The 23545-nt window shown below is 31.7% G+C and carries 22 protein-coding genes and 1 pseudogene; 21 read left to right on the top strand and 2 right to left on the bottom strand.

Annotated features, from left to right (window positions below):
• The first annotated feature begins 48 nt into the window (after positions 1-48).
• From BN2746_RS05900 to BN2746_RS05915, 4 genes are all read left to right on the top strand, one after another.
• Positions 49-1221 carry an iron-containing alcohol dehydrogenase gene (locus BN2746_RS05900; protein WP_055078865.1) on the top strand — a complete coding sequence of 391 codons (1173 nt, stop codon included), beginning with the start codon at positions 49-51 and terminating at the stop codon, positions 1219-1221.
• A gap of 201 nt (positions 1222-1422) precedes the next feature.
• On the top strand, positions 1423-2010 hold the full coding sequence (locus BN2746_RS05905) for a TetR/AcrR family transcriptional regulator (RefSeq protein WP_055078866.1): 588 nt from the start codon (positions 1423-1425) through the stop codon (positions 2008-2010).
• Positions 2011-2019: 9 nt separating this feature from the next.
• Positions 2020-4089: an efflux RND transporter permease subunit gene (locus BN2746_RS05910; RefSeq protein WP_055078867.1), complete on the top strand. Its 2070-nt coding sequence runs from the start codon at positions 2020-2022 to the stop codon at positions 4087-4089.
• A complete protein-coding gene (locus tag BN2746_RS05915; RefSeq protein WP_055078868.1) occupies positions 4082-6532 on the top strand; it encodes a YhgE/Pip domain-containing protein in 2451 nt (816 codons plus the stop codon). The genes BN2746_RS05910 and BN2746_RS05915 overlap by 8 nt, the downstream gene beginning before the upstream one ends.
• 36 nt (positions 6533-6568) lie before the next feature.
• Here the strand turns inward: BN2746_RS05915 and BN2746_RS05920 are convergent, their stop codons facing one another.
• A complete protein-coding gene (locus BN2746_RS05920) occupies positions 6569-7792 on the bottom strand; it encodes an MFS transporter (RefSeq protein WP_231718330.1) in 1224 nt (407 codons plus the stop codon).
• 127 nt (positions 7793-7919) lie between these two features.
• On the opposite strand from BN2746_RS05920, the gene BN2746_RS05925 reads away from it, so the two are divergent.
• The 5 genes and pseudogenes from BN2746_RS05925 (at position 7920) to BN2746_RS05940 (ending at position 10136) form a co-directional block, all read left to right on the top strand.
• Positions 7920-8366, top strand: coding sequence for a GNAT family N-acetyltransferase (locus BN2746_RS05925; protein ID WP_055078869.1), 447 nt, complete (start codon positions 7920-7922; stop codon positions 8364-8366).
• Between the two features lie 19 nt (positions 8367-8385).
• Positions 8386-8685, top strand: a complete 300-nt coding sequence (locus BN2746_RS05930) for a hypothetical protein (RefSeq protein ID WP_055078870.1) — start codon at positions 8386-8388, stop codon at positions 8683-8685.
• A gap of 16 nt (positions 8686-8701) precedes the next feature.
• A pseudogene (locus BN2746_RS08865) lies at positions 8702-9090 on the top strand (MobA/MobL family protein); the annotation flags it as partial.
• 117 nt (positions 9091-9207) lie between these two features.
• On the top strand, positions 9208-9780 hold the full coding sequence (locus tag BN2746_RS05935; RefSeq protein WP_055078871.1) for a uracil-DNA glycosylase family protein: 573 nt from the start codon (positions 9208-9210) through the stop codon (positions 9778-9780).
• 68 nt (positions 9781-9848) lie between these two features.
• Positions 9849-10136 (top strand): cupin domain-containing protein, encoded by a 288-nt coding sequence (locus BN2746_RS05940; protein ID WP_055078872.1) that lies wholly within the window; start codon positions 9849-9851, stop codon positions 10134-10136.
• A gap of 716 nt (positions 10137-10852) precedes the next feature.
• Here BN2746_RS05940 and BN2746_RS05945 read toward each other — a convergent pair.
• Entirely contained in the window at positions 10853-11323 is a 471-nt protein-coding gene (locus tag BN2746_RS05945; protein WP_231718331.1) for a transposase, read from the bottom strand.
• Positions 11324-11511: 188 nt separating this feature from the next.
• On the opposite strand from BN2746_RS05945, the gene BN2746_RS05950 reads away from it, so the two are divergent.
• From BN2746_RS05950 to BN2746_RS09040, 12 genes are all read left to right on the top strand, one after another.
• Positions 11512-12543 (top strand): S66 family peptidase, encoded by a 1032-nt coding sequence (locus BN2746_RS05950; RefSeq protein ID WP_055078873.1) that lies wholly within the window; start codon positions 11512-11514, stop codon positions 12541-12543.
• 6 nt (positions 12544-12549) lie between these two features.
• The gene (locus BN2746_RS05955) at positions 12550-13065 is read left to right on the top strand and encodes a DNA-deoxyinosine glycosylase (RefSeq protein WP_055078874.1); all 516 of its coding nucleotides are present in this window, start codon (positions 12550-12552) and stop codon (positions 13063-13065) included.
• Between the two features lie 2 nt (positions 13066-13067).
• Positions 13068-14084: an oxidoreductase gene (locus BN2746_RS05960; protein WP_055078875.1), complete on the top strand. Its 1017-nt coding sequence runs from the start codon at positions 13068-13070 to the stop codon at positions 14082-14084.
• Between the two features lie 21 nt (positions 14085-14105).
• Positions 14106-14873, top strand: coding sequence for an IS1096 element passenger TnpR family protein (locus BN2746_RS05965; protein WP_055078876.1), 768 nt, complete (start codon positions 14106-14108; stop codon positions 14871-14873).
• Positions 14874-15043: 170 nt separating this feature from the next.
• Complete coding sequence (gene abc-f / locus BN2746_RS05970) at positions 15044-16681, top strand: ribosomal protection-like ABC-F family protein (protein ID WP_055078877.1); 1638 nt, start codon at positions 15044-15046, stop codon at positions 16679-16681.
• A gap of 265 nt (positions 16682-16946) precedes the next feature.
• Complete coding sequence (locus BN2746_RS05975; protein WP_148445378.1) at positions 16947-17294, top strand: hypothetical protein; 348 nt, start codon at positions 16947-16949, stop codon at positions 17292-17294.
• 10 nt (positions 17295-17304) lie between these two features.
• Positions 17305-18165: an alpha/beta fold hydrolase gene (locus BN2746_RS05980; RefSeq protein ID WP_055078879.1), complete on the top strand. Its 861-nt coding sequence runs from the start codon at positions 17305-17307 to the stop codon at positions 18163-18165.
• Positions 18166-18233: 68 nt separating this feature from the next.
• On the top strand, positions 18234-18722 hold the full coding sequence (locus BN2746_RS05985; protein ID WP_055078880.1) for an AI-2E family transporter: 489 nt from the start codon (positions 18234-18236) through the stop codon (positions 18720-18722).
• A 145-nt stretch (positions 18723-18867) separates the two neighbouring features.
• On the top strand, positions 18868-20973 hold the full coding sequence (locus BN2746_RS05990; protein WP_055078881.1) for an HsdM family class I SAM-dependent methyltransferase: 2106 nt from the start codon (positions 18868-18870) through the stop codon (positions 20971-20973).
• Positions 20961-22679, top strand: coding sequence for a restriction endonuclease subunit S (locus BN2746_RS08940; protein ID WP_082420219.1), 1719 nt, complete (start codon positions 20961-20963; stop codon positions 22677-22679). Before BN2746_RS05990 ends, BN2746_RS08940 begins: the two co-directional genes overlap by 13 nt.
• A 64-nt stretch (positions 22680-22743) precedes the next feature.
• Positions 22744-22995 carry a DUF3847 domain-containing protein gene (locus BN2746_RS06000; RefSeq protein ID WP_055078882.1) on the top strand — a complete coding sequence of 84 codons (252 nt, stop codon included), beginning with the start codon at positions 22744-22746 and terminating at the stop codon, positions 22993-22995.
• Between the two features lie 320 nt (positions 22996-23315).
• Positions 23316-23468, top strand: a complete 153-nt coding sequence (locus BN2746_RS09040; RefSeq protein ID WP_197273091.1) for a hypothetical protein — start codon at positions 23316-23318, stop codon at positions 23466-23468.
• Positions 23469-23545: the final 77 nt, after the last annotated feature.

Here is a 23545-nt window from a genome sequence, read left to right on the forward strand (position 1 = left end):
TCAAGTAAATCAAACTGGGTATATTAATTTAGGATAGGGGGAGATAAAATGAAAGATTTTAATTTTAATATTGCTACAAAAATTTTATTTGGTAAGGACAAGCTTGGAGAGCTTCCTGAAGAGATTAAGAAATATGGCAACAAGGTGTTACTTGTTTATGGAAAGGGAAGTATAAAGAAGATTGGCCTATATGATAAGATTGTAAAAATTTTAGAAGATGCAAACATTTCATATTATGAACTTTCAGGTATAGTTCCAAATCCAAGAATTGACAAATGTCGTGAAGGTGTGGATTTGGCAAAGAAAAATAATATTGACTTTATCCTTGCAGTAGGTGGTGGCTCTACAATTGACACAGCAAAACTTGTGGCAGCAGGAGCAAAAGCAGACTGTGATCCATGGGATATAGTTATTGGAAAACACGACCCCATTGACGCAGTGCCCCTTGGATCAGTTCTAACTCTTTCTGCAACTGGCTCAGAAATGGACGTGGCTTCAGTTATAACTAATGAAGAGACTGGACAAAAGCTTGGCTGGGGAAGTGAATATGTATTACCTAAGTTTGCAGTTATGAATCCTGAAGTAACTTTCTCCGTTGACAAGCATCACACAGCAGCAGGTACAGCGGATATTATGAGTCACACAATGGAGAATTATTTTTCATTAAAGGACGGAGCTTACTTACAAGATAGATTTGCAGAAGGGGTTTTAAAAACCTGTATAAAATATGGACCAATTGCAATTAAAGATCCGGAAAATTATGAAGCAAGAGCAAACTTAATGTGGGCAGGAAGCTGGGCAATAAATGGACTACTTGACTCAGGAAAGTCTACCGCATGGTCAGTTCATCCTATGGAACACGAGCTATCTGCACTTAAAGACATTACCCATGGTGTGGGACTTGCCATACTTACACCATATTGGTTGGAGTATTGCTTAAATGACGAAACGGAAGAAAAGATTGCAGAGTTTGGATACAATGTTTTTGATTTAAAAAAAGGAAATTCTTTCAAAGAAGATGCAAAGAGTGCAATTGAAGAATTAAGAAACTTCTTCATATCAATTGGTATTCCAAAAAGCCTAAGTGAAGAAGGATTTAATGAAGAAGATGTTAAAGTAATGGCGAAGAACTGTATGGCAAATAGAGAAAAGCCAGAGATAGCTGGATTTGTTCGTTTAGAAGAAAAGGATGTATTGGAAATTTATAAAATGGCTTTATAGATTATGAATAAGGGGGATACCCCTTATTTTTTTGTGAAAATATTTCAAAAATATTGTTGAGATTTCAATCTCTGAACATAATAGGAAATTACATATAAAAAAATAAATGATAAAATTTTATAAAAGGTATTGAACAATGTTCATTTTAGTGTTATTATTATTCTTGTCGAAAATGAACAGTGTTCAATTAGGTGGAGGATTATGCTAAAGACAAATAAAAATAAAAAAGAAAAAGAAAAGAGAATAATGGAAGAAACAATAAAATTATTTGAAGAAAAGGGAATTGAAAAGACTTCCATTAGGGATATTATGCGAAGCACAAAGCTTGGTCTTGGAACTTTTTATCTTTATTTTAAAGACAAGAAGGACCTTGAAGAAAAGATTGTCACAGATGTAATGGTTGATGTGCTATATGATGCAGAGAGATCTTGCAAAGGAAGTAGCGCTACTGAAAGATATAACTCATTTATTGGCTACATCATAGATTACATGTCAAAAAACCCAATGGAACTTGAACTTATTTCAAAAAATTTAAACTGGGTTTTATATTCCAAGGTTGAAAATGATGAAAGATTTAAAGATGCTGACACTGCTCTTAAATTTATATTGAGTAAGTATCAAGAGCTTTTTTCTGAAAAGCATACTGAAGCGGAGCAGTTATATATTTTATCTCTAACTATGCACATAGTTATTTCAACATGCAAGTCCTCCATGATGGAAGGTTCGCTGCTTAATGTAGACGAAATGAAATCTGTACTATTTAGAATAGTAGAGAAAATTTTTAGATAAGGTGAGAATATGAAGAAATTTTCAAGATTTGTTTCTCATCACCCAAAGTTAGTTTTATTTATAATGACTTTGCTTCTTATACCTTCTTTTATAGGTTATAAGAATACTGAAGTTAATTATGACATTCTAACTTATTTGCCTTCAGATTTAAAATCTACAGAAGGTCAAAAGATACTTGATGAGAACTTTAATAATGCTGCAACTGGGATGCTGATTTTAGAGGGTTCGGACCAGGATGCAGAAAAGTTAAGAGAAGAGATTTTAAAGATAGACGGCGTTGATGATGTAATTTCAAAATCTTCTATTGTAGGAGAAAGTTTACCAAAAGATTTTTTACCAAAAGAAATTAAAGATGTATTTTATTCTGAGGATAGCACCTTGATGTTGGTAAAGTTTAAAAATTCTGCATCATCTTTTGTAACAATGTCTGCAATTGAAAAGATAAGAGAACTTGATTCAAGTCCAATGTATCTAAGTGGTATTTCATCTTTAGTAAAGGATACGAAGGATGTAATTGATAAAGAGACACCTATATATGTGGCGCTTGCAGTAGTACTTGCTCTTATTGTGTTATCACTTACAAACGAATCTACAGTTATACCATTTCTGTTTGTGCTCACAATAGGATATGCAGTAGTTTATAACTTTGGTACCAATATATTTCTTGGAAATATTTCCTATATAACCAAGGCAATTGCGGCAACACTTCAACTTGCAGTGACAATGGACTATTCCATATTTTTATATCACAGGTTTGTTGAAGAAAAAAAGAAAAGGGAAACTATTACTGAAGCAATGGAAAGGGCAATTCAAAATACTATTTCATCCCTGTTCGCTTCTTCCTTAACAACATTTGCAGGGTTTATTGTATTGATTTTGATGGAACTTGGCCTTGGTAAAGACATTGGTCTTGTAATGAGTAAGGGAGTATTAATTGGACTTATTTCAACTGTAACAGTACTTCCACCAATGCTTTTACTTACTGACAAAGCTGTAAGTAAATATAACCACAGAGTTCTATTACCGTCCTTTGACAAGCTTTCAGAATTTAATATTAGACATAAAAGAGTCATTTCACTTGTGTTTTTAATTTTATTTATTCCTGCCATATATGGATCCATAAATACAAAAGTGTATTACAACTTAGATAGGTCTTTGCCTCAAAACTTGGATTCTATAGTTGCACTTAAAAAAATGAAAAAGGATTATGATATGGCAACAACTCACTTCATCATAGTTAAAGACGAAGTTTCAAATACTTCTATTAACAAGATGATAGATGAACTTGAAGAAGTTAAGGGAATAAATTCCGTTATAAGTACAAATACAATGACAGGAGCGGCGCTTCCTGATGAGCTATTGCCTAAAAAGTTACAAGAAAACTTTGCAAAAGATGGCTATAAAATGCTAATGGTAAATTCCAAATACCAAACAGCTTCAGAGGAAGTTAGAAGTCAGATAAAAGAGATGAGAGAGATTATAAATAAATATGATGACGAAGGATACTTAACAGGAGAAGCAGTTTTAACAGATGACCTTACAGTTATTTCAAACTCCGACTTCAAGAGAGTAAATATCGTATCAATAGCTGTGGTTTTTCTAATCCTGGTATTTGTGTTTAAGTCATTAGCACTTCCAATAATATTAATTGCTGCAATAGAACTGGCAATTCAAATCAATATGGGAATTCCATTCTATTTGGGACAGACAATACCATTTATAACTTCCATAATTATAGGGGTTATACAACTTGGTTCGACAATAGACTATTCAATTTTGTTAACAGACAGATTTGTGCATGAATATAAAAAGTCAAATGACGTTGATGGATCATTAAAACTTGCAACAAAGGAAACTTCAAAGTCCATAGTTACATCGGCGTTGTCCTTTATGGCAGCCACAATAGGTGTAGGACTATATTCAAAGATGGAAATAGTATCAACAATTTGTACCTTCCTTGCAAGAGGTGCAATCATAAGTATGGCAGTAATTATTTTTCTATTGCCCGCTGTGCTTTCAGTAGTATTTCCATTTATTAAAAATACGACAAAAGGTTTAAGAGGAGGAAAAAATGAATAAGAATTTACAAAGGGCTATAGCTATTGCTCTTGCATCCTCACTTGCAATTGCAAACACAAGCTTTGCTGCCCAAAGCACTATAAATAAAAGTGAAACAGTTTATGTAATAAAAGAAGACAATAAAGTTAAGGAAAAATTGGTATCAGTTTGGTTAAATTCCGATGAAAATATTAATGGTAAGGACAAGACCGATTTAAAAGATATAAAGGATTTAAAAACTGATGAAAAGATAGAAGATAAAAATGGATATATAAACTGGAATAAGGATAAAAAAGATGTTTATTATCAAGGAGTGACAGATAAAGATGCTCCAGTTGATGTTGAAATTGAATACTATCTTGACGGAAAGAAAATAAGTAACAAAGACCTTGAAGGTAAGTCTGGAAGACTAAAAATAGTGGTTACTGCAAAGAACAACAATTTCAAGAATGAAAAGATAGAGGGACAAAATAAAAAGATATATGCACCATATGTTGTTATGAGTGCAATGACATTTGGTGAAGAAAATGCTACAAATATAGTAGCAAAGAACTCTAAGGTTATAAAAGATGGAAAAAATCAAATTGTAACAACAATTCTTACACCAGGACTTAAAGATAATTTTAAAGATATTTTAGAAGAAAAGCAAATGGAAGAGTTCAAAGACAGTGCTGAAATGGAAATGGATATTAAGGACTATGTGCCTATTGAATCATATGTTGTAATTTCCAACGAGCTATTCCAAGAAGATGTTAAAATGGACTCAATTGGAAAACTTAGGGATGGACTTCAACAGCTTGAAGATAACTCTGCAAAGCTTGTAGATGCATCAAAAAAACTTACCGACGCAACAGACAAGTTAAGTGGAGGAATTAATGAATTATCCAGTGGTGCAACAAAACTTAAAAGTGGTTCAAAGGAACTTTATGACAAGACTGGGGTTTTGGAAAACAAACTTGGCGATGCGTTAAATCAAGTTAAGTATTTGCCAGGAGTTATAAATCAAATGGCAGATGGCTCTAATTCCTTAGCTTCTGGAATAAATAAATACACTGAAGGTGTTTCAAAATTAAATGAAAACACTCCAAAGTTAGTTGGTGGTGCAACACAACTTAAAGAAGGATCAGAAAAACTTGATGAAGGACTTGGAAAATTAAAAACTGCCACAGGTCAACTAAGAGAAGGATCAGAAAAACTTGGAAATTTAGAAGGGGAAAAAGATTCTGTTGTAGCAAAGGTTAGTGAACTTCAAAATGGAATTTCAAGTATTTCTAATGGAGCAAAGAGTCTAAACGGTGGACTAAATGAAGCTGTAAATAGCTCTGAAAAACTTTATGCAGGAAGCACAGAATTAAATAATGGAATTCAAGAGTTAAATAGTAAGGTCTCAAACTTATCCATTCCAGATATGTCAGGACTTAAAAATATAAATGTGTCAGATGACTTGGGAAACATTGCTTCAAATGCAAGTGCAATTGGAGGAAATATTCAAGGAATTAAAAACTCCATTGGAGCACTTTCACAAGTTGCGGCTACCTTGGAAGCAAATGGCGAAAGTGAACAAGCTGCACAAATTTATGCTGTAATAAATAATTTAAGCGAAACTACCCAAAACATTGGAGCAAATGCACAAAATATTGGTACATCAACTCAAAATGTAGGAAATCAACTTTCAGTACTAAAAGGCATGGAAGAAAATATAGGAGCTCTTGCAGGTCTTGGTGAGTTAAAAGAAGCAACTACAAAACTTGCAGAAGGTTCAGCAAATTTAAATAATGGATTGTCACAGCTACCAGAGGGTCTTCATAAACTTGAAGAAGGCTCAGCAAGGTTAAGTAGTGGCGCTGATGAATTAAATCTTTCAATAAACCAAGGAATTAAAAAGATTGAAGGAGAAGTTGATCCAGCAAAATTATTAAATTTATCAGACTCACTTACAAAGCTTGATGAAGCTACAGGAAGTTTAAAAGAGGGTTCAACTAAACTTGCAGCAGGAACAGTAGAAAATGTTAAGGGCGTAGAAGCTTTTGCAGATGCAATAAAAGAATTAGATAAAAACTCTGAAGTATTAAACAAAGGTGCAGGGGAACTTTCAGGAGGACTAAACCAATTCAAAGAGAAATCTCAAATGCTTGGAGATTTGACAAAAGTTAATTCCCAAGGTCTAACACCTTTAAGAAATGGTATAAAGCAACTTGATGATGGAATAGGCGCTCTATCAACAGGAGCAACTAAACTTGAAGATGGAAGTAAGTTATTAAACACCAACATGAATTTGTTTAGTGAAAAGCTTATGGAATTCAAAGACAAGGGAATTGATGAAATAGATAGAAAGACTGACAAGTTACCACAGTTCAAAGAAGTGTTGGACAAAATGTCAGAAATGGCAAAAGAAGATTCTTCATTCACAGGAACATCAGAAGGATTTGAAAGTAAGTATAGAGTTATTGAAAAGATAAAATAAATTTAAAAGACAGGTATAATGCCTGTCTTTTTCTTGCTATTTCTTAGAAGATTTTAAATAAAATGGGATTGCAAGAAGCTGTGCAATAATTGAAACAAAAACCATCAATGGAATATTTACTTCATATAGCACGCCCATAAGAAAGCTTCCTAAAAACCAAAACATACCAAAGGAACATTCAAATATTCCATAACCGGTGGCGCGACTTTGCTTTGGAACGATGGAAGTTACCGCCGCCTTTAATATGGACTCCTGAGCGCCCATGCCAACACCCCAAAGGGCAAGGCCTATAAAAATGGAAGCTGTGGTGGTCTTTGTAAAAATGAAAACCCCAAAAGGAGCGGAAATAATTGTGGATAACACCAATGCCTTTATACCATTTTTGTCGTACATGTATCCAAACACCATTGCAGCAACTGCGTCAACAAACATTGCTCCCGCATATAAAAGGGGAATTGTTTCGCTGTTTATTAAAGACGAAGTTACAACTCCTTGTCCAAGGGCGCCAAAGGTCTTTGAAATATGCATTACAATTAGAGCATAATCTATAAATCCGAAGGCAAATAAACTTATACCTATGATGTAGTAAATGAACTTGTCCTTTAATTTAAATGGAATGTACTCCTTAGGCTCAGGTTCAAAGTGTTCAGGGTTAGGAAATTTATATTTAGTTATAAAGAGCATAATAATTGTAATTAGTCCAGGGATTAAAAGAAAGGCAAAACAGGTTTTATAAATTTCAAAGGTGCTGCCGTCAGTTTTAAAAAGCATTACAACATAGAGAAGCACTGGGCCGAGAAAGGCACCGATTTGATCAAGCAATTCTTGTATTCCAAAGCTCTTTCCAACTCCCTCTCCCGAAGCGGCAAAGGACATAATTGTATCCTTGGCAGGTTTTTTTATTGCCTTACCCATCCTTTGAATCACAAGTAGAATTGACGCTGCAATCCAACCGTGTTCTCCCACAAGGGCCAGGGCAGGAACAGCCAAGATATCTAAAATATAACCGAAAATTGTCATTGTCCAGTACTTGTGAGTTCTGTCGGTAATTCTTCCAAAGACATATCTCATTGAGTATCCAATAAGCTCGCCAAGTCCCGAAATAAAACCGATGGTACCTGGGGAGGCACCAAGTAAGGACAAGTATGCACCTCTAATACTGGAAGCCCCTTCGTGGGTCATATCTGAAAATAGTGAAACTATTCCAAATAAAATTATAAACACCATTGCTGGTGAAATTTTTTTTATTTTTTCTATCAACTCTCTCATCTCTTTCATTAAACTAATATCATTATATCAATTATATCTCTATATACAAAAGAAAGTTAAAATGAATTTGAAATGTAAGTATATTAATAGTAAAATTTAGTGTAATAAAGAGGTGTTTATGAAAGTTCGAATAGTCGATGAAAAAATAAAATTAATTCCATTTTATAAAAATGAAATGGTTGCAATAGATTGGTATCAAGATAAAGATTTGGTAAAACAGGTTTATAATGTTGAGGAGCCCTATACAATTGAAAAACTAAATAGAATGTATAGTTACTTAGATACTCACGGAGATTGTTTTTATATTGAATTTGAAAAGATACTTGTGGGAGATATTACACTTTGTGATGATGGAGAGATATCTATTGTCATATGCAGGGACTATCAAAACAAACATATTGGTAGAAAATGTGTTTTTGATATGATTGAACTTGCAAAAGAAAAAGGATTTAACAGAGTATATGCAAAAATATATTCATTTAATGCCCAAAGCCAGAAGATGTTTAAGAAGATAGGATTTAAAAAAGAAGATAATGAACTATATGTGTTTAGATTGAAAAAATAAAATCAACTAAGGAGGAGATATGGCAGATAAGATAATGTTAAGTAAGTTTTTAAAATATGCTATTCAATTTGCAATACTTTATGGAGTGCTATTTGTCGTAGAACTTAGTTCAAGCAAAAAGGTTCCAAAGGTTTTAAGAACTTTAATTATGACATTCTTAGGATTGCTATACGTTGTTTCAATAGCTACAACTGGAGTATATACTATTTTTGGAACTGGAGAACCAGTTTGGCAAAGAGTTATGACAGGACTGATTACCATAGTGCTTGCATGGTTTTTATATAAAACTGTAAAAAAGTATTGGAAGAATATTAAATAGAAAGAAAGTGATAAAAATAGTAGACAGTTTTCATTTTTCAGTAAACATAATATCAAGAGGAAAAGGAAAAAATGCAGCATATATAAATGGAGAAAAAATAAAATATGAATAGGACGGAGTAACCTACGACTATACAAGAAAAGAAAAAGTATTAGTAAAAAATATAATATTGCCTGATCATATACCAAAAGAATTTAATGATAGGTCGACCTTATGGAATAAAGTAGAAATGGTAGAAAAAATTCTAATGCAAAACTATCAAGACAATTCATAATAGGACTAGCAAAAAAATTATCTTTAAGTGAAAATAAAAACCTAATTGAAAGATTTATAAAAGAAAATCTAACATCACAAGGAATGATAGTAGATTATGCAATTCATGATGAGAGTCAAGACAAAAATGGGTAATAATATTATGTAGGTTGAAAGTTTTACTAGATTAAGAATAGATTTTTTACGAAAATTGTTACTTGTCTTAAAGCTTGGTTAGGTTCTAATTCTAATGAAAGTGATGGCAAAATTATGAAAGAAAAACTCATTATTAAAAAATTAAGAGAAGATCGCAGAAATGAAATCTACACAAATAGAGGAATTAACCCAATATTCCAGCTAAATCCAAAATCAAAAATTTTGATAATTGGGCAAGCTCCTGGGGAAAAGGTTGAAGAAACTGGTATTTTATTTAATGATAAGAGTGGGGAAAATCTTGTCAAATGGTTGGGTATATCGGAAGACGTCCTCCATAGTGAAGATTTTTCTATAATTCCAATGGATTTTTATTATCCTGGAAAGGGAAAATCGGGCGACAAGGGTCCTAGATCTTTTATTGCAAAAGAATACCATCCACTATTATTAAATGAATTGAAGGATATAAAGTTAACCATTTTGATAGGAGCCTATGCTCAAAAGTTTTATTTAAAGGATAAATTTAAGAAAAATTTAACTGAAACAGTAAAATCTTACAAAGAATTTTTGCCAGAATATTTCCCAATAGCCCACCCAAGTCCTCTAAACAACAGGTGGATAGCAAAAAATCCTTTTTTTAGAGAGGAGGTCTTGCCTGAGTTAAAGAAAATTGTAAAAAAGCTGAGATAAATTGTGTTTGTAAAAATTTATTGTATACCATTTTTTTATGGTAATGGTCATCAACAAGGAGAGAAAATATGAAAAAAATAAGTGCGAATATTTTAGACGGCAAATTTGAGCATTTGGTGGATGAGGATAATTTACAAATAACCCACCTACAAATCAAAAAGGGCGAAGAAATACCAAGTCACAAGTCAGATAAAAGTGTAGTAGTTGTAATTTATAAGGGCAAGGTAGATTTTAAGGGAGAGAACGGAAACCAGATAATAATCCCAGGTGATATAATCACAATGGATCCTAATGAAATCCATGCTCTTAAGGCTCTTGAGGATAGCGATTTGATGGTTATAAAAGTAAGAATTTAAGAATATATTTATCTAAGATAGGCAGGTGGTTATTTTATCAACCTGCCTTTAATTTCTATATATTTAAGCACAAATTTGGGGCATCATATATGAAAAAGACTTAGTCTTATTGAAATTACAGAGGTTTTATGTTTTATAAGGCTAATTATCTTATTTTAGAAAGATATCGTGCTTGAAGATTATTTTATGAGGTGTAAGACAGTATTATTGTTGGATTTTCCAAAAATGAACCTGTAGTTAATTAATATTCAGGGAAGATTGTTGCTAATGGTCTTGTTGGTACCCATATCCATGGTTACGATGGCAAGCATTTTGTCCACACTTACAAAAGAATGAGCGGCATCCACCTAAAACAACAAGAAAGACTAACTATTAAAAGTCAAGAGGTGAAATAAAAAAATATAGGAATTGATATAGATGAAAAATGAATAAAAATAGGCACAACAGAAAGACCTAATATTTAATAAATTTTAAATATTGTGTTCATAAGTTTTTTTGCTCATGAAATTGTAATTTTTTTCAAAAGAATCTGTAAATGGTAAAGGCTACACCCGAGCATTGCTTGCCATTTACAGAAGCTTTCTCAAAATTTAGTAAGCAGTTAAGCAAAAACTAACTCTGCACTTGATAAGGTTCATTCTTAGTAAGAACAGCAAAAATAGTATGAATAAGCTTTCTATCAATAGCATTAGTAGCAACTAGATGATGTTTTCCTTTCAAAGAGCAGATTGAAACAAACCACGTCTAAGGTATGGAGATCCTCTTTTAGTTATATGATTATAAGTAGATTCGTACTCACCTGATTGTGATATACTTGAATCAATACCTGCGTAAGCAACAAGTTTTGAAGGATTAGAAAATCTTTTAATATCACCAATTTCACCTAATATAATAGCTGCATTAACAGAACCGATACCTGGAATAGTAGTAATTGGAGAAATAAGTTTTTCAAGTAAAACCTCAATTTCATTCTCAACATCAGAAACCTGATTTTGAATAAAAGAAATTTGCTCTATAAGCATTTTGATTTGAAGACTAAATGAGTCCAGGCAGAAATTAATACCAAAAGAAGAAGCCTTTTTAAAAAGCTCATTAATCTTCTTAGAAGCATAGTTTTTCCTATAAACAGATTCAAGAAAAGTATTCAAACTTATAGGAGATACAAAGTACTGAGAATCAGTCAACATCTAACTTATACGTAAACAGTTAAAAGATTAGAGGACTCACTCTTTCAAGTACGAGATTAAATCTCAAGGAAGTGACGAGTACACTCTATCTAATAACAATATTATACAGTAAAACTGAATAATACTTAGTCGAAAAAGGGTTATAGGTTACCTTTAACAACCTAAATACATTATATAAGGAAGGCAATATGAAAGTTAAAAAAATAGGAGTTGTAAGTCTATCTTCAGGAATTCTTGGAGAGGACTTAGCAGCACACCAAGTTGAAATTGGAAAAAAGAGATTAAATGATATGGGTATTGAAGTTAAGTTTATGGAAAACTCTTTAAAGGGTTTAGACTATCTTGATAAAAATCCTTCAAAGAGGGCGGAGGATTTATTGAACGCATTTAAAGACGACTCCATTGATATGATTCTTTGTGCTATTGGTGGAGAAGATACCTATAGACTACTACCATATCTATTTAAAAATGATGAATTGAAAAATGTTGTAAGTCAAAAGATATTTTTAGGTTTTTCCGACACCACAGTAAATCATCTTATGCTTCATAAACTTGGTATAAAAACTTTTTATGGACAGGCCTTCCTAACAGAAGTGGCTGAGATAGATAATGAAATGCTACCATATTCAAAAAGCTATTTCAAAGAGCTTGTGAAGACCGGGACTATTAGTGAAATTAGGCCAAGTGATATTTGGTATGACGAAAGAACAGACTTTTCTAAGATGGCAGTGGGGACTAAAAGACCATCGCATAAAAATAATGGGTATGAATTATTACAGGGAAGTGGAAAATTTTCTGGAGAGATTCTTGGTGGATGTATCGACACAATATATCAAATAATTAGTGAGGACTTTAAGGAGGCCTTTGACTTGGCAAATAAATATAATTTATTTCCAAGTGCCAAAGATTGGAAGAATAAGATTTTACTTTTAGAGACAAGTGAAAACAAACCAGATCCAAAACTTTATAGGAAGATGATAAAGACATTAAAATCTACGGGAATTTTTGATGAAGTTAATGGCGTTATTATTGGTAAGCCACAAGACGAAAAATATTATGAAGAGTATAAACAAATTTTAGTTGAAGAGATAGATAGTAACTTAAGTATTTTATATAACTTCAACGTTGGTCACGCTCTACCAAGATGTATAGTTCCATTTGGCGTGCCATGTGAAGTGGACTTTGATAATCAAGTAATCAGATTTAATAATGAAAAGTAGGAGATTATGACTGAAAAAGAAAGTAGATATGAAACCATAACCCACACTCTAAAGCCACTTTATAATAGTGAGTCAAAAATATTAATATTAGGTTCCTTTCCTTCGGTAAAGACTAGGGAATATGGATTTTTCTATGGCCATCCACAAAATAGATTTTGGCCTGTTATGGAAAAACTATTCAATGTAGAACTCAGTAGAGACATTGATGAGAGAAGAGATTTTTTATTAAGTCATGACATTGCAGTTTTTGATTCCATATATGAATGTGACATAATCGGGTCAAGTGATGCAAGTATTAAAAATGTAAAGCCATCTAACTTGGTGGACATAGTTAAAAAAGCAGATATAAAACAAGTGTTTTGTAATGGAGGAACTTCCTATAAATACTATAAGAAGTACCACGCAAAGAAGCTTGGACTAAAGGGAGTAAAGCTTCCTTCCACAAGCCCTGCCAATGCAAGGTATAGACTTGATGATTTGTTAGAAGAGTGGAGTGAGATACTGAAGTATATAGGGAGGTAGTTATGAAATTATTTGAAGAATATACTGATGGCAAAATAAAATTAAAAAACCATTTGGTTATGCCACCAATGTGCATGTATCAATGTAAGAAAGAGGACGGAGTTCCAACTGACTTTCATGTTGCCCACTACGGAGCAAGGGCTATAGGACAGGTGGGAATGATAATTGTTGAAGCAACTGGGGTTATGGAAAACGGACGAATCACCGATAATTGTCTTGGACTTTGGAATGACGAACAGCTTGAAGGGCATAAGAGAATAGTTTCATCCATAAAGAACAATGGAAGTTATGCTGCAATACAACTTAACCATGCTGGAAGAAAATCTGAAACCAGTGGACTAAGACATATTGGACCAAGTGAAATAGAATATAATGACAAAGAGATAGATTATGAAGAAATGACTTTAGAAGATATTAATGAAGTAGTTTTAGCTTTTAAAGACGGAGCGAAAAGAGCGGACCTTGCAGGCTATGATGGCATAGAAATTCACGCTGCCCATGGATACCTAATACACCAATTTATAAGTCCTCTTGCAAACAAGAGAAAAGATAAATATGGCGAAGATAGATTTTTATTACTAAAAGAAATTGTTTCTGCAATTAAAGAGGTATGGCCAAGGAAAAAGGCACTTTGGATGAGAATATCAGCTACAGACTATCATGAAGATGGAATAAAGGTAGAAGACTGGATTGATTTTTTAAATGAAAATAAGGACATAGTTGACTTTGTACATGTGTCAGCAGGAGCAGTTGTAAATGTGCCAATAAAAGTTTATCCAGGATATATGCTCCAATTTGCAAAGAGGATAAAGGAAGAAACTGGTTATAAGACAATTGGCGTTGGAAAGATAAAGACATTGGAGTTTTCAAGTTACGCATTAGAAGAAGGAGCTTGCGATTTAGTCGCCATAGGTAGAGAGCTTCTTAAAAATCCAAACCTATATATAGATTTTGTTGAAGAGATGGGAAAAGGCGAAATACCTTTCTACTACAAGAGAGCTTACAGACAGCTTGACTAGTTAACACATTAGGAGATAGATATGAAAAAAATAACTTTAGTTTCAGAACTTGCAGATTTTAAACCAAGGATATGGAGAAGGTTTGAAATTTCTGACCAAAACACCATACAAGATTTTATTGACTTAACAATGATTATGTATGCAATGACAAATTCACATCTTCATCATCTATCAATTCCTGTAAAGGTAAGTGACTTTGTGCAGGAAAACTTAGATGAGAATGGAAAACTAAAAAAACCAATTCCCAAAAAACTTTATGATTTTGAACAAAATTATAGACCAAATCCAAATGTGTCCAAGTTCAATATTTATGACGAAGAGTACGATTTGGATGAGATATCGGAAATGTTTGATGATGACTTTGATGATGGATATTATATTAGAAATTTTGATTTAGATAAAGGTCCAGATCCCAACTTTTTAAATTACATGAAAAAACAAGACGATAATATATTATATATGCATCCAAGAATTACAAGAAGAGCCAGAAAGAAAAATAATCCACTTAAAAAGTTAGAAGAGTTAAATCTAAGGGTTAGAGATAGACTTGACTTCTATTACGACTATGGTGACGATTGGCATATTAGATTTGATGTGGAAAAAATTGAAGAAGTTGAGAAAGATTTTGGTCCAGTTCCAAAGATCCTTAGGGGCAAGGGCTTTGGAATAATTGAAGATATTGGAGGTACATGGGGCCTGGAAGAAGCTTTTGAAGAAGAGCCTATATTAAAGATATTTGATAAAGAAGATCTTCAAGATGCACTGGACGATATTTTCAAGGATTATTAAAAAAATTATTAAAGGGAATTCGAAAGGATTCTCTTTTTTTATACCACTAAAAGGATTCTTCATGATAAGATATAGAAAAGGAAAGAAAAGAGGGATCATGATGGCAGTAACTTTCTAACAAAAATAAAATGCAAAATAAAAATTGAATAGCGAAATTGTTAGGAGGTTATATGAAACTTTTAGACATGAAAAACATCTCCATGGCATTTGGAGATAGGAAACTTTTTTCTTTTGACAGTTTGGAAATATGGTCAGGAGACAAAGTTGGACTAGTTGGTGTAAATGGATGTGGTAAGACAACTCTTTTTAAAATAATGCTTGGAGAGTTAAAGCCTCAAGATGGACTTGTCAAGCGAAACGGAAATTGGAAGGTGTTTAAGCAATTTGAATCCATTGAGAAGTTTAGTGAGATTGATGGAGAGCATAGCGGAAGATGGAATGTAAATGAGATTATAAAAAGAGACAGTAAAAAGTTTTCCGGTGGCGAAGAGACGAGAATAAGACTTGCAGACACCTTTAGTGAAAGGTCGGACTTAATTTTGCTTGACGAACCAACTGCAAACCTCGATATTAAAGGCATTGAAAAACTAAAAAGTGCTTTAGAGAAAATAGACTCCTTTGTGCTAATTTCCCACGACAGAAACCTATTAGACAAGTTGACCAATCGGACCATAGAGATTAGTTATGGGAAGATTTATGACTTTAATGGTAATTACTCACAATATATGCAGTGGAAAGAGGAAGATTTTTTAAGAAGACAGAGAGAATATGAAAACTATGTTGACGAGAAAAAAAGACTTCTACAAATTTCTGAAAATCAAAAGCAAAAGGCAACTAAAATGCGTGCAAAGCCAAAAAATCTTTCTAACAGTGAAATAAAACAGAGGGCATTTGGTGCTGTGGGCAAATCCTTTGGTGGAAAGGAAAAGAGTTTTCAAAGGGCTGCAAAGCATACTGAAAAGAGGATTGAACAGCTGGATAAAAAGGAGAAGCCTTTGAAGAATCCAGTTATTCGTCCAAACTTTAATCTAACAGAACCTCCCAATAATAGATTTATTATTGAAGGAGAAAGTATAAATTTTTCCTATGGGAATAGAGTTATATTTAAAAATGCGAACTTTAAATTAAAGAGAAACAAGAGAACTGCACTGGTTGGAGAAAATGGATGCGGTAAGACAACACTCCTTAAACTTATTGAAGAAGGTTGCGAGAGCATAAGGATTGTTCCTAAAGCAAAGCTTGGAATCTATAGGCAGTCTTTGGATCAAATTGACGAAGGGAAAAATTTGCTGGAAAATATAAATTCAGTTTCCATTCAAGAAGAGGAAGTAAATAGAAATGTACTCATAAGAATGGGTTTTAGAAGACAAGACTTTCACAAGAGCGCTGCAGTTTTGTCCGGTGGAGAAAAAATAAAACTTACATTTGCAATGCTATTTGTTTCTGATGTAAATGTACTATTACTTGACGAACCTACAAATTTTTTAGATATTGACTCCATAAAGGCCATAGAAAATCTATTCTTAGACTTTGAAGGCACAATGCTATTTGTGTCCCACGATAGGCATTTTATAGATTCCCTCAGTGATGAAATTTTTATTATTGAAGATAAAAAAATAAAATCTTTCCAAGGAAATTTAACTGAGTATGAACAATCAAAAAAAGTTAAGTCAGGTGGCAACGAGGACAAGCTATTACTTGAAATGAAAAAAACTGCATTATTGAGTGAGCTTAGTCTTGGCATTAGAAATAAAGATGAGATTATCAAAGAGCTTGATGAAGTTGAGAAGAAACTAAAGGAGATTTAAAAATAAACTGGAGAGATATTATGAAAAAAAATATACAAAAAACTATTAATTGGAATCCTTTGTTTATGTTTATTTACTTCATGCAAATCAAATAAACAAAGAGCAGGCGGTGAAAGAACTTCGACTGAAGAAACTAAAAGCACCGAAATATTAAAAGGTAGTAATACAGAGACTACAGAATCAAAAGAACCAAGGACTACAAACAAAACTGAAACTGCTAAAGAGAAAAACTATAAAAATTTAATTGAAAGAAGACGGTGCATATATGGCTTCAATTATAGCTTCAGATAAGGGCGAGGTTAACGAATACAACATGGCTTCAGTATATGAAGTTCAGTTTGATGAGGATGTAATTATAGTCAAAGGCTCTTTCAATTACTCTGAAGATTATGACGGGATGACAGAATCTGACGATAAAATACTTTCAAATGACGAGTATAGTTTTAAAATAGATGCGTCTACAAAATATATGGCTGTTGGTGGAATGAATGAACCAAGTGACATGGGTTTAGAAAGATTTTTAAGTTATTTTAAAGAGGTTGAGAACTCTGGACTTGGATTGATAATAATAGTTGAAAATGGAGTTTCAAAAGAAGTTTTAATATCATCGTAAAGGAGATAGTATGAAAGAAAATTTTAAAATAGAAAGCTCCTCAGGAGTAGATTTGGGTGTAAGTTTTTTTAAAAGCGATGAATCAAAGGCGCTTATCCAAATTGTCCATGGAATGCAGGAACACAAGGAAAGGTACGATGACTTTGCAAACTATCTTTGTTCCAATGGCTATGATGTTGTGATCCACGATCATCTTGGTCATGGAAAAAGCATAAACCAGGAACATCCACTTGGAGATTTGGTTTCCATAGAAAATTTAATTTCAGATATTCATATAATTCGCAATCACATAGACTTTGAAGGAGATTATATTTGCTTTGGCCATAGCATGGGTTCATTTCTTGCAAGAATATACTCTTCTATATATCCAGTTGATAAATTGGTCGCATGTGGTACAGGTCAACCAAGTAAGATAGCGGCAGGTTTTTTAAAATTTCTATTGAAATTTCAAAAAGAAAAAACGCCACTTCCAAATATTCAAAAGCTTGTTATTGGACCTTATGAAAAAAATTTTGAAGATCCTAACACATGGATTTCAAATAACGAGGAGAATAGAAAAGCGTATTTGGAAGACGAACTTTGTGGTAATCCCTTTACAAGAGAAGGTTTTGAAATTTTAGCAGATATAGTAATAAGATTAAATGATGAAAATACATTTAAAAACTGTACTGCAAAGGAAATACTACTAATTGCAGGATCATGCGACCCTGTGGGAGACTTTGCAAAGGGAATAAAAAAAGTTGAAGATAAATATCAGAGCTATGGGAAATCAGTTCAAAAAATAATTTATCAAGATATGGCACACGAAATATTAAATGAAAAAGAGAATAAAAAAGTTTATAAAGATGTTTTGGATTTTGTAAACAAGTAAAGAGCAGGCAAGTTGCCTGTTTTTTTCTTGACCCATAATGGGTATAAATATCAAAGGAGAGTGAAAATATGGATAGAAATTTTTTAAGAGAATTTATAGGACGAACAGGAGTTGGGATTGTAAAGTACATTAAGGCAATAGTTATAGCGTCATTAATAAACTTTATAGTTTTACTTTTCGGACTTAAATATGCAAATGTGTCCTACTATGGACTAATAGCATTTGCCATAGCTGTGGTAGATGTACTTCCGGTACTTGGAGCAGGAATTGTTTTAATACCATGGGCTATAATAGTTTTAATACAGGGCAACACACATTTGGCAGTGACATTAATAGTGCTTTATCTAATAACATTTGTACTAACACAAATACTTCAACCACTAATACTTGGAAAGAGCATTGGACTTAAACCACTTTACACCTTGGGAATAACTTTAGTTTGTATGTTTGTTTTAACACCAGGAGTTGGAGCTATTGTGGGAGCACTAATATCTATTATGGTTGCTGTATTTATCGATATGAAAAATGGAAATATTTTTGGTGAAGATAGGAAATAATTTTAAAAAATTTGGGAGAAGAGTTCGAATTATTATCGGACTCTTTTTATGAATAAATTGCTTTTTTTAATTTGTCTATGCTAATATGGAATTAAGGATAAGGAATAAATTATTAAATGCTTAAATTTTAAGGAGAATAAGTAAAATGGGCAAATCTGAACAGATGATACAAAATGAAATATATAGCAATAATACAACTATTTTAGATAAATATGAGTGTTTAAGCTTAGGCGCAACTACAATTAATAATTTAATGAAATCATCAATCATTAAAGAATATTCAGTAAATAATAAAATTGGCTCAAAAAAACCTGATGTATTAATAATTGATAGTGAAAAAAATGTAATTATCTATGTCGAGCAAAAAAGACCGAGTAAGTTAAAGAGTGAAAAAGATATAAAGGAAGCTATAAATCAAGAACTTTATGTTGCAAAAGCAATAAATGCAAAAATATATGTAGTTAGTGATGGAAGTTCATATATTTGGATTAATCCTAAAACTGGAAATCCAATTATTGATGAAAACAAGAATTTAATTAATTTAGAAATCAAACCAAAAGAAAATGGCAAAGAAGTTGCTAAGTTAATAAATGATATATTGATATCAATAAATGATGAGTCTGATCAGATACTAAAAAAAGAATTTTTAGATCCAACAGATTTAGCGGTAAAAATAAATAGAAAATTAGTAAATTTGACTTTTGCTTCAGCCAAAATGTCTTTATATACTTTTGTTGAATTATTTTTATTCAAATATCTATCAGATATTGGGGTATTAAGTGGAGATAGTTCATTTTCTTATATTGCAAATATGTACAAAGAAGAATATAAAAAAATAGATCCAAGTATCAATGACGCAAAAGTATTAGGTAAATACTTAGATGGACCAAGAGAAACTATGAAAACCCTATTTCCAGAGGGAGAAGACGGTACAAGCATTATAAATGGTCAAGTTTTTCATGTTAAAAAAGATGAATATAATCAATATGTAAGTCTTGATAATACAGATAAAATATTTAAAGAAGTTGTCTTAGAATTTGAAAACTATGAAAAAGAAAATGGAAAATTTATACATATAAGTACAGATTTCAAGTCGAAACTATTTGAAACATTTATGAAACATAGTGATGAAAAATCAAATATGGGACAGTTTTTCACACCATTAAAGATAGTAAATGAGATGATTGAAATGGTTGATATATATGAAGGGATGTCAATTTGTGATCCAGCATGTGGGGTTGGAAAATTTATCTTGGAATCAATAGAAGATAAAATTTCTGAATACTTTACCTATAAAAAGAAAAAATTAGAAAAACGAATTGAAATAATTGGCTACGATAAGATGATGTCTGAAAGAGATGACTTAACAATAATACTTGCTAAGGCTAATATGCTTATTTATTTTTCTGAACTTTTTAAGAAAAATAACTCTTTACAAGATGTTAAAACCATATCTCAAAGTCTACTGAATGATTCTTATTACCTTCACCAAACAATGCTTGGAACCTTGGGAGAGTTAGAAGAAAATAAATATGATTTAATACTTGCGAACCCTCCGTATTATCAAAGCAAGGTAATGATGGAAGAAGCAAAAGCTACTGGATATTACGATTTAAATGGTGCTGGAGTCGAAAGCTTGTTTTTAGAATGGATATTAAAATCGCTTAAACCAGGGGGAACTGCAAATGTTGTATTGCCTGATGGTATATTCTCTAACTATGCTAACTCTAAGTTAAAAGAATATATGCTAAACAATTTCTTTATAGAAGCAATAATTTCCCTACCAGTAGGAGCGTTTTTTAACACACCTAAAAAGACTTATATATTGACAGTTAGAAAAGCAACAGAAGGAGAAAAAGAAGACAATAAAAAACAAGATTATCCTGTATTTACTTATATTGCAACGAGTATAGGAGAAAGTCTTGATGTATATAGGTTTGACATAGAAGATAATGATTTAAAAGAAGCCGTTGCCAAATACAATTTCTATAGAAAAGAAGATAAAAACAACCTAAGAGATTTAATAAAAAATCACATTGAATCAGATCCAAAGTTGAAATTAATAGATATAAAAGAATTTGATAAAGATAAATCTTGGATAATAGAGAATTTTTGGTCAGAAGAAGAAAAAATAGAGATGGGACTTAAAAAGGCAAAAAAGGTTGTTACTGTTGATGAATTTCAAATGTTGCTGGATGATATGATTTCTCTAATGAATGAATTCAAGGAGGAATTAGAATGGCTGAAGTAAGGTATAAAGAAGTCAAATTAGATGACATTATGGATAATCAGGGAGGAAGCTCAAAGTACTCACTTAAATATATCAATACTAATCCAGGAGAATATCCAGTTTATTCCGCAAAAACAACTGGTGACATGAATAAAGGTTATATAAATACCTATGATTATGATATAGAATGTTTGCAAATAACTACAAATGGTGCAAATGCAGGAACCATAATTTATAGGGAAAAGACAAAATTTTCCTTAGGATCGGATTCAAGAATATGGTATTGTAAAGAAGATATTGGCAACATATCGCTTAAATATATAGAAATAAAATTAAGGTCGGTATTTTCTTCTAAAGATTTTTCTTGGACAAAGAAAGCATCATTATATAGGATAAAAAACATTAAATTTGAAATTCCAGTTGATGAGAATGGTAATTATGATATAGAAAAACAAAAAGAAATAGTAAAAAAATATGAAATTGTAGATGAAAAGAAAAAGGAACTTAAAGAGAAATTAGAATATTTTAAAGACGTTCAAGTTGATTTTATGGCTACTGAATTATCAAAAAGCAAATCTATGAAAATAAAAGATATATTCGATTTATCAATAGGTTCTAATGGATCAAATTTTACAAAAACTTTTATTAAAAATAATAGTGGAGATATTCCAGTTTATGGAGCAAGCAAAGATAATGAAATACCATCTTATGGGTACGTAGAAGATAATGCAGTAATAAAAGAAAAAAAGAATGGTAAAATTCAAGAAACGAATGTCAAGTATTTTAATGACTGTTTGACTTACAATATTGATGGATTCGCTGGTTATGTTTTTTATAGAGAGGGGAAATTTAGTTTAAGTGAAAAAGTGAGTCCTTTAATAATAAAAGATGAATACAAAAATTATTTAATTCCTGAGTATTTGAAGTTTGCTATAGAGCCGATATTCAGAAATAATAGAAAAGGTCGTCTTGGAGAAAGCGAGATGAATGAATACACTAAGCTTTATAAAAATATGATTAAAGATATAGAAATTAACATTCCTATAAATGAAGATGGAACATTCGATTTAGAAAAACAAAATCAGATTGTAAGAAAGTATAAAGCTATTGAAGAAATGAAAAAATCTATCTTAGATAAGGGTCTTCCTTTTACGCTATCAAATGTTCAGTTCGATGGCGAAACTCCATATATATATATATATATAAGGGTTAGGGACTTATTTGATATACAAAGGGGTAAGTCAATTTATACAAAAACTTATTGTAAAAATAATAAGGGAGAATATCCAGTATATTCAGCAGATAATAATAATCCTTTGGGGTACAGAAATGAATATGATCATGATGGTAAATATCTTAGCTCATCAATAAACGGTATTGCAGGAGTTTTAACGATTTTAGAGGGAAAATTTTCTACAAATGCAGATCGAGTTGTATTTATTCCAAAAGTAGAAAATATTAATCTTGATTATGTAAAAAATATTATAGAGCCTATTCTTAGAAACAAAAACAAAGGAAGAAAGGGTCTAAAAGGGAAAAATGAATTTACAAAACTTACACCAAGTATGATAGAAGATGAGATGATACCAATTCCATATGATGTGTATGGAGAGGTATTTTCGGAAAAGCAAAGCATTATTGCAACTAAATATAAATCAATAGATATGATAAAAAAAGAAATTGAAAATAGATTAAGTGAATTAATAAACATTGATTTATTTTTTTAGTAACAAGGCGATTAGAAATTAAAAAATCTAATCGTCTTTTTATATTACAAGAAAGGAGATTAGTATGAAAAAAATAGAACAAATAAGACAAGAGTCAAAAGAAATAAAAGATAAAATTGACAATGAAGAAAGATTAAGGCAACTAAAAAATCAAGAGCAAAAGATATTAAAACAAAACATAGGAAAAAGAAGAAAAGAAAAAACTCATATGCTAATAACAAGAGGAGTAATCTTAGAAAGTCTTATTGATAATGCAGAAGAACTAACAGATGAAGAAATAAAAAATATTAAAAAAGTAAAGCAAAAAAGAGAGTAAAACTCTACCGAAAACAATCGTGGGGTGGGAATTCTACCGCTTATCACTATTATATAGAAAATATAAAAAAGGCAAAAAAGGTAAAAAAGAAGTCCCAAGAAATGGACTTTATACATTGAATTAATCACTGCAATGATTAATTTAATAGCCCAAATATTGGCACTTCTATTAACTCTATGGGGAATGGGGCTTATATAAAGCCCTACCCCTTACTACTCTATATAAGTATACCAAAAAAATAAAAAAAAAGTACAGTAAAGGAATGACTTTATAGAAAAAGATTTATAGATACCAGAGTATCAAAGAAAAGCAAGCTAAAAGTGGAAAGAAAAAATAAAGAAAGGAATAGGTATAGCAGCTCTCGCTCATCTGCAAGGCTTTATGCGAGAGAATACGCTGAAAGTATAGAAAACATCAAAGAACTTGAAGAGATTTTCAAAAATGAGAACAAGAATTATCTTGGAGATGAATAAAAACAAAGTAGATTTGATCTAAATAAAAACACGTTGACTATATGGTCCATGTGTTTATTTTTTTACTCACATTCAAA

It is taken from the genome of Lagierella massiliensis, assembly GCF_001407835.1.
Lineage (GTDB): Bacteria > Bacillota > Clostridia > Tissierellales > Peptoniphilaceae > Mediannikoviicoccus > Mediannikoviicoccus massiliensis.

Bases quoted from the DNA above. Each gene is read 5' to 3' on its own strand.
- BN2746_RS05900 (WP_055078865.1), top strand. From the start codon at position 49: ATGAAAGATTTTAATTTTAATATTGCTACAAAAATTTTATTTGGTAAG.
- BN2746_RS05905 (WP_055078866.1), top strand. From the start codon at position 1,423: ATGCTAAAGACAAATAAAAATAAAAAAGAAAAAGAAAAGAGAATAATG.
- BN2746_RS05910 (WP_055078867.1), top strand. From the start codon at position 2,020: ATGAAGAAATTTTCAAGATTTGTTTCTCATCACCCAAAGTTAGTTTTA.
- BN2746_RS05915 (WP_055078868.1), top strand. From the start codon at position 4,082: ATGAATAAGAATTTACAAAGGGCTATAGCTATTGCTCTTGCATCCTCA.
- BN2746_RS05925 (WP_055078869.1), top strand. From the start codon at position 7,920: ATGAAAGTTCGAATAGTCGATGAAAAAATAAAATTAATTCCATTTTAT.
- BN2746_RS05930 (WP_055078870.1), top strand. From the start codon at position 8,386: ATGGCAGATAAGATAATGTTAAGTAAGTTTTTAAAATATGCTATTCAA.
- BN2746_RS05935 (WP_055078871.1), top strand. From the start codon at position 9,208: ATGAAAGAAAAACTCATTATTAAAAAATTAAGAGAAGATCGCAGAAAT.
- BN2746_RS05940 (WP_055078872.1), top strand. From the start codon at position 9,849: ATGAAAAAAATAAGTGCGAATATTTTAGACGGCAAATTTGAGCATTTG.
- BN2746_RS05945 (WP_231718331.1), bottom strand. From the start codon at position 11,323: ATGTTGACTGATTCTCAGTACTTTGTATCTCCTATAAGTTTGAATACT.
- BN2746_RS05950 (WP_055078873.1), top strand. From the start codon at position 11,512: ATGAAAGTTAAAAAAATAGGAGTTGTAAGTCTATCTTCAGGAATTCTT.
- BN2746_RS05955 (WP_055078874.1), top strand. From the start codon at position 12,550: ATGACTGAAAAAGAAAGTAGATATGAAACCATAACCCACACTCTAAAG.
- BN2746_RS05960 (WP_055078875.1), top strand. From the start codon at position 13,068: ATGAAATTATTTGAAGAATATACTGATGGCAAAATAAAATTAAAAAAC.
- BN2746_RS05965 (WP_055078876.1), top strand. From the start codon at position 14,106: ATGAAAAAAATAACTTTAGTTTCAGAACTTGCAGATTTTAAACCAAGG.
- abc-f (WP_055078877.1), top strand. From the start codon at position 15,044: ATGAAACTTTTAGACATGAAAAACATCTCCATGGCATTTGGAGATAGG.
- BN2746_RS05975 (WP_148445378.1), top strand. From the start codon at position 16,947: ATGGCTTCAATTATAGCTTCAGATAAGGGCGAGGTTAACGAATACAAC.
- BN2746_RS05980 (WP_055078879.1), top strand. From the start codon at position 17,305: ATGAAAGAAAATTTTAAAATAGAAAGCTCCTCAGGAGTAGATTTGGGT.
- BN2746_RS05985 (WP_055078880.1), top strand. From the start codon at position 18,234: ATGGATAGAAATTTTTTAAGAGAATTTATAGGACGAACAGGAGTTGGG.
- BN2746_RS05990 (WP_055078881.1), top strand. From the start codon at position 18,868: ATGGGCAAATCTGAACAGATGATACAAAATGAAATATATAGCAATAAT.
- BN2746_RS08940 (WP_082420219.1), top strand. From the start codon at position 20,961: ATGGCTGAAGTAAGGTATAAAGAAGTCAAATTAGATGACATTATGGAT.
- BN2746_RS06000 (WP_055078882.1), top strand. From the start codon at position 22,744: ATGAAAAAAATAGAACAAATAAGACAAGAGTCAAAAGAAATAAAAGAT.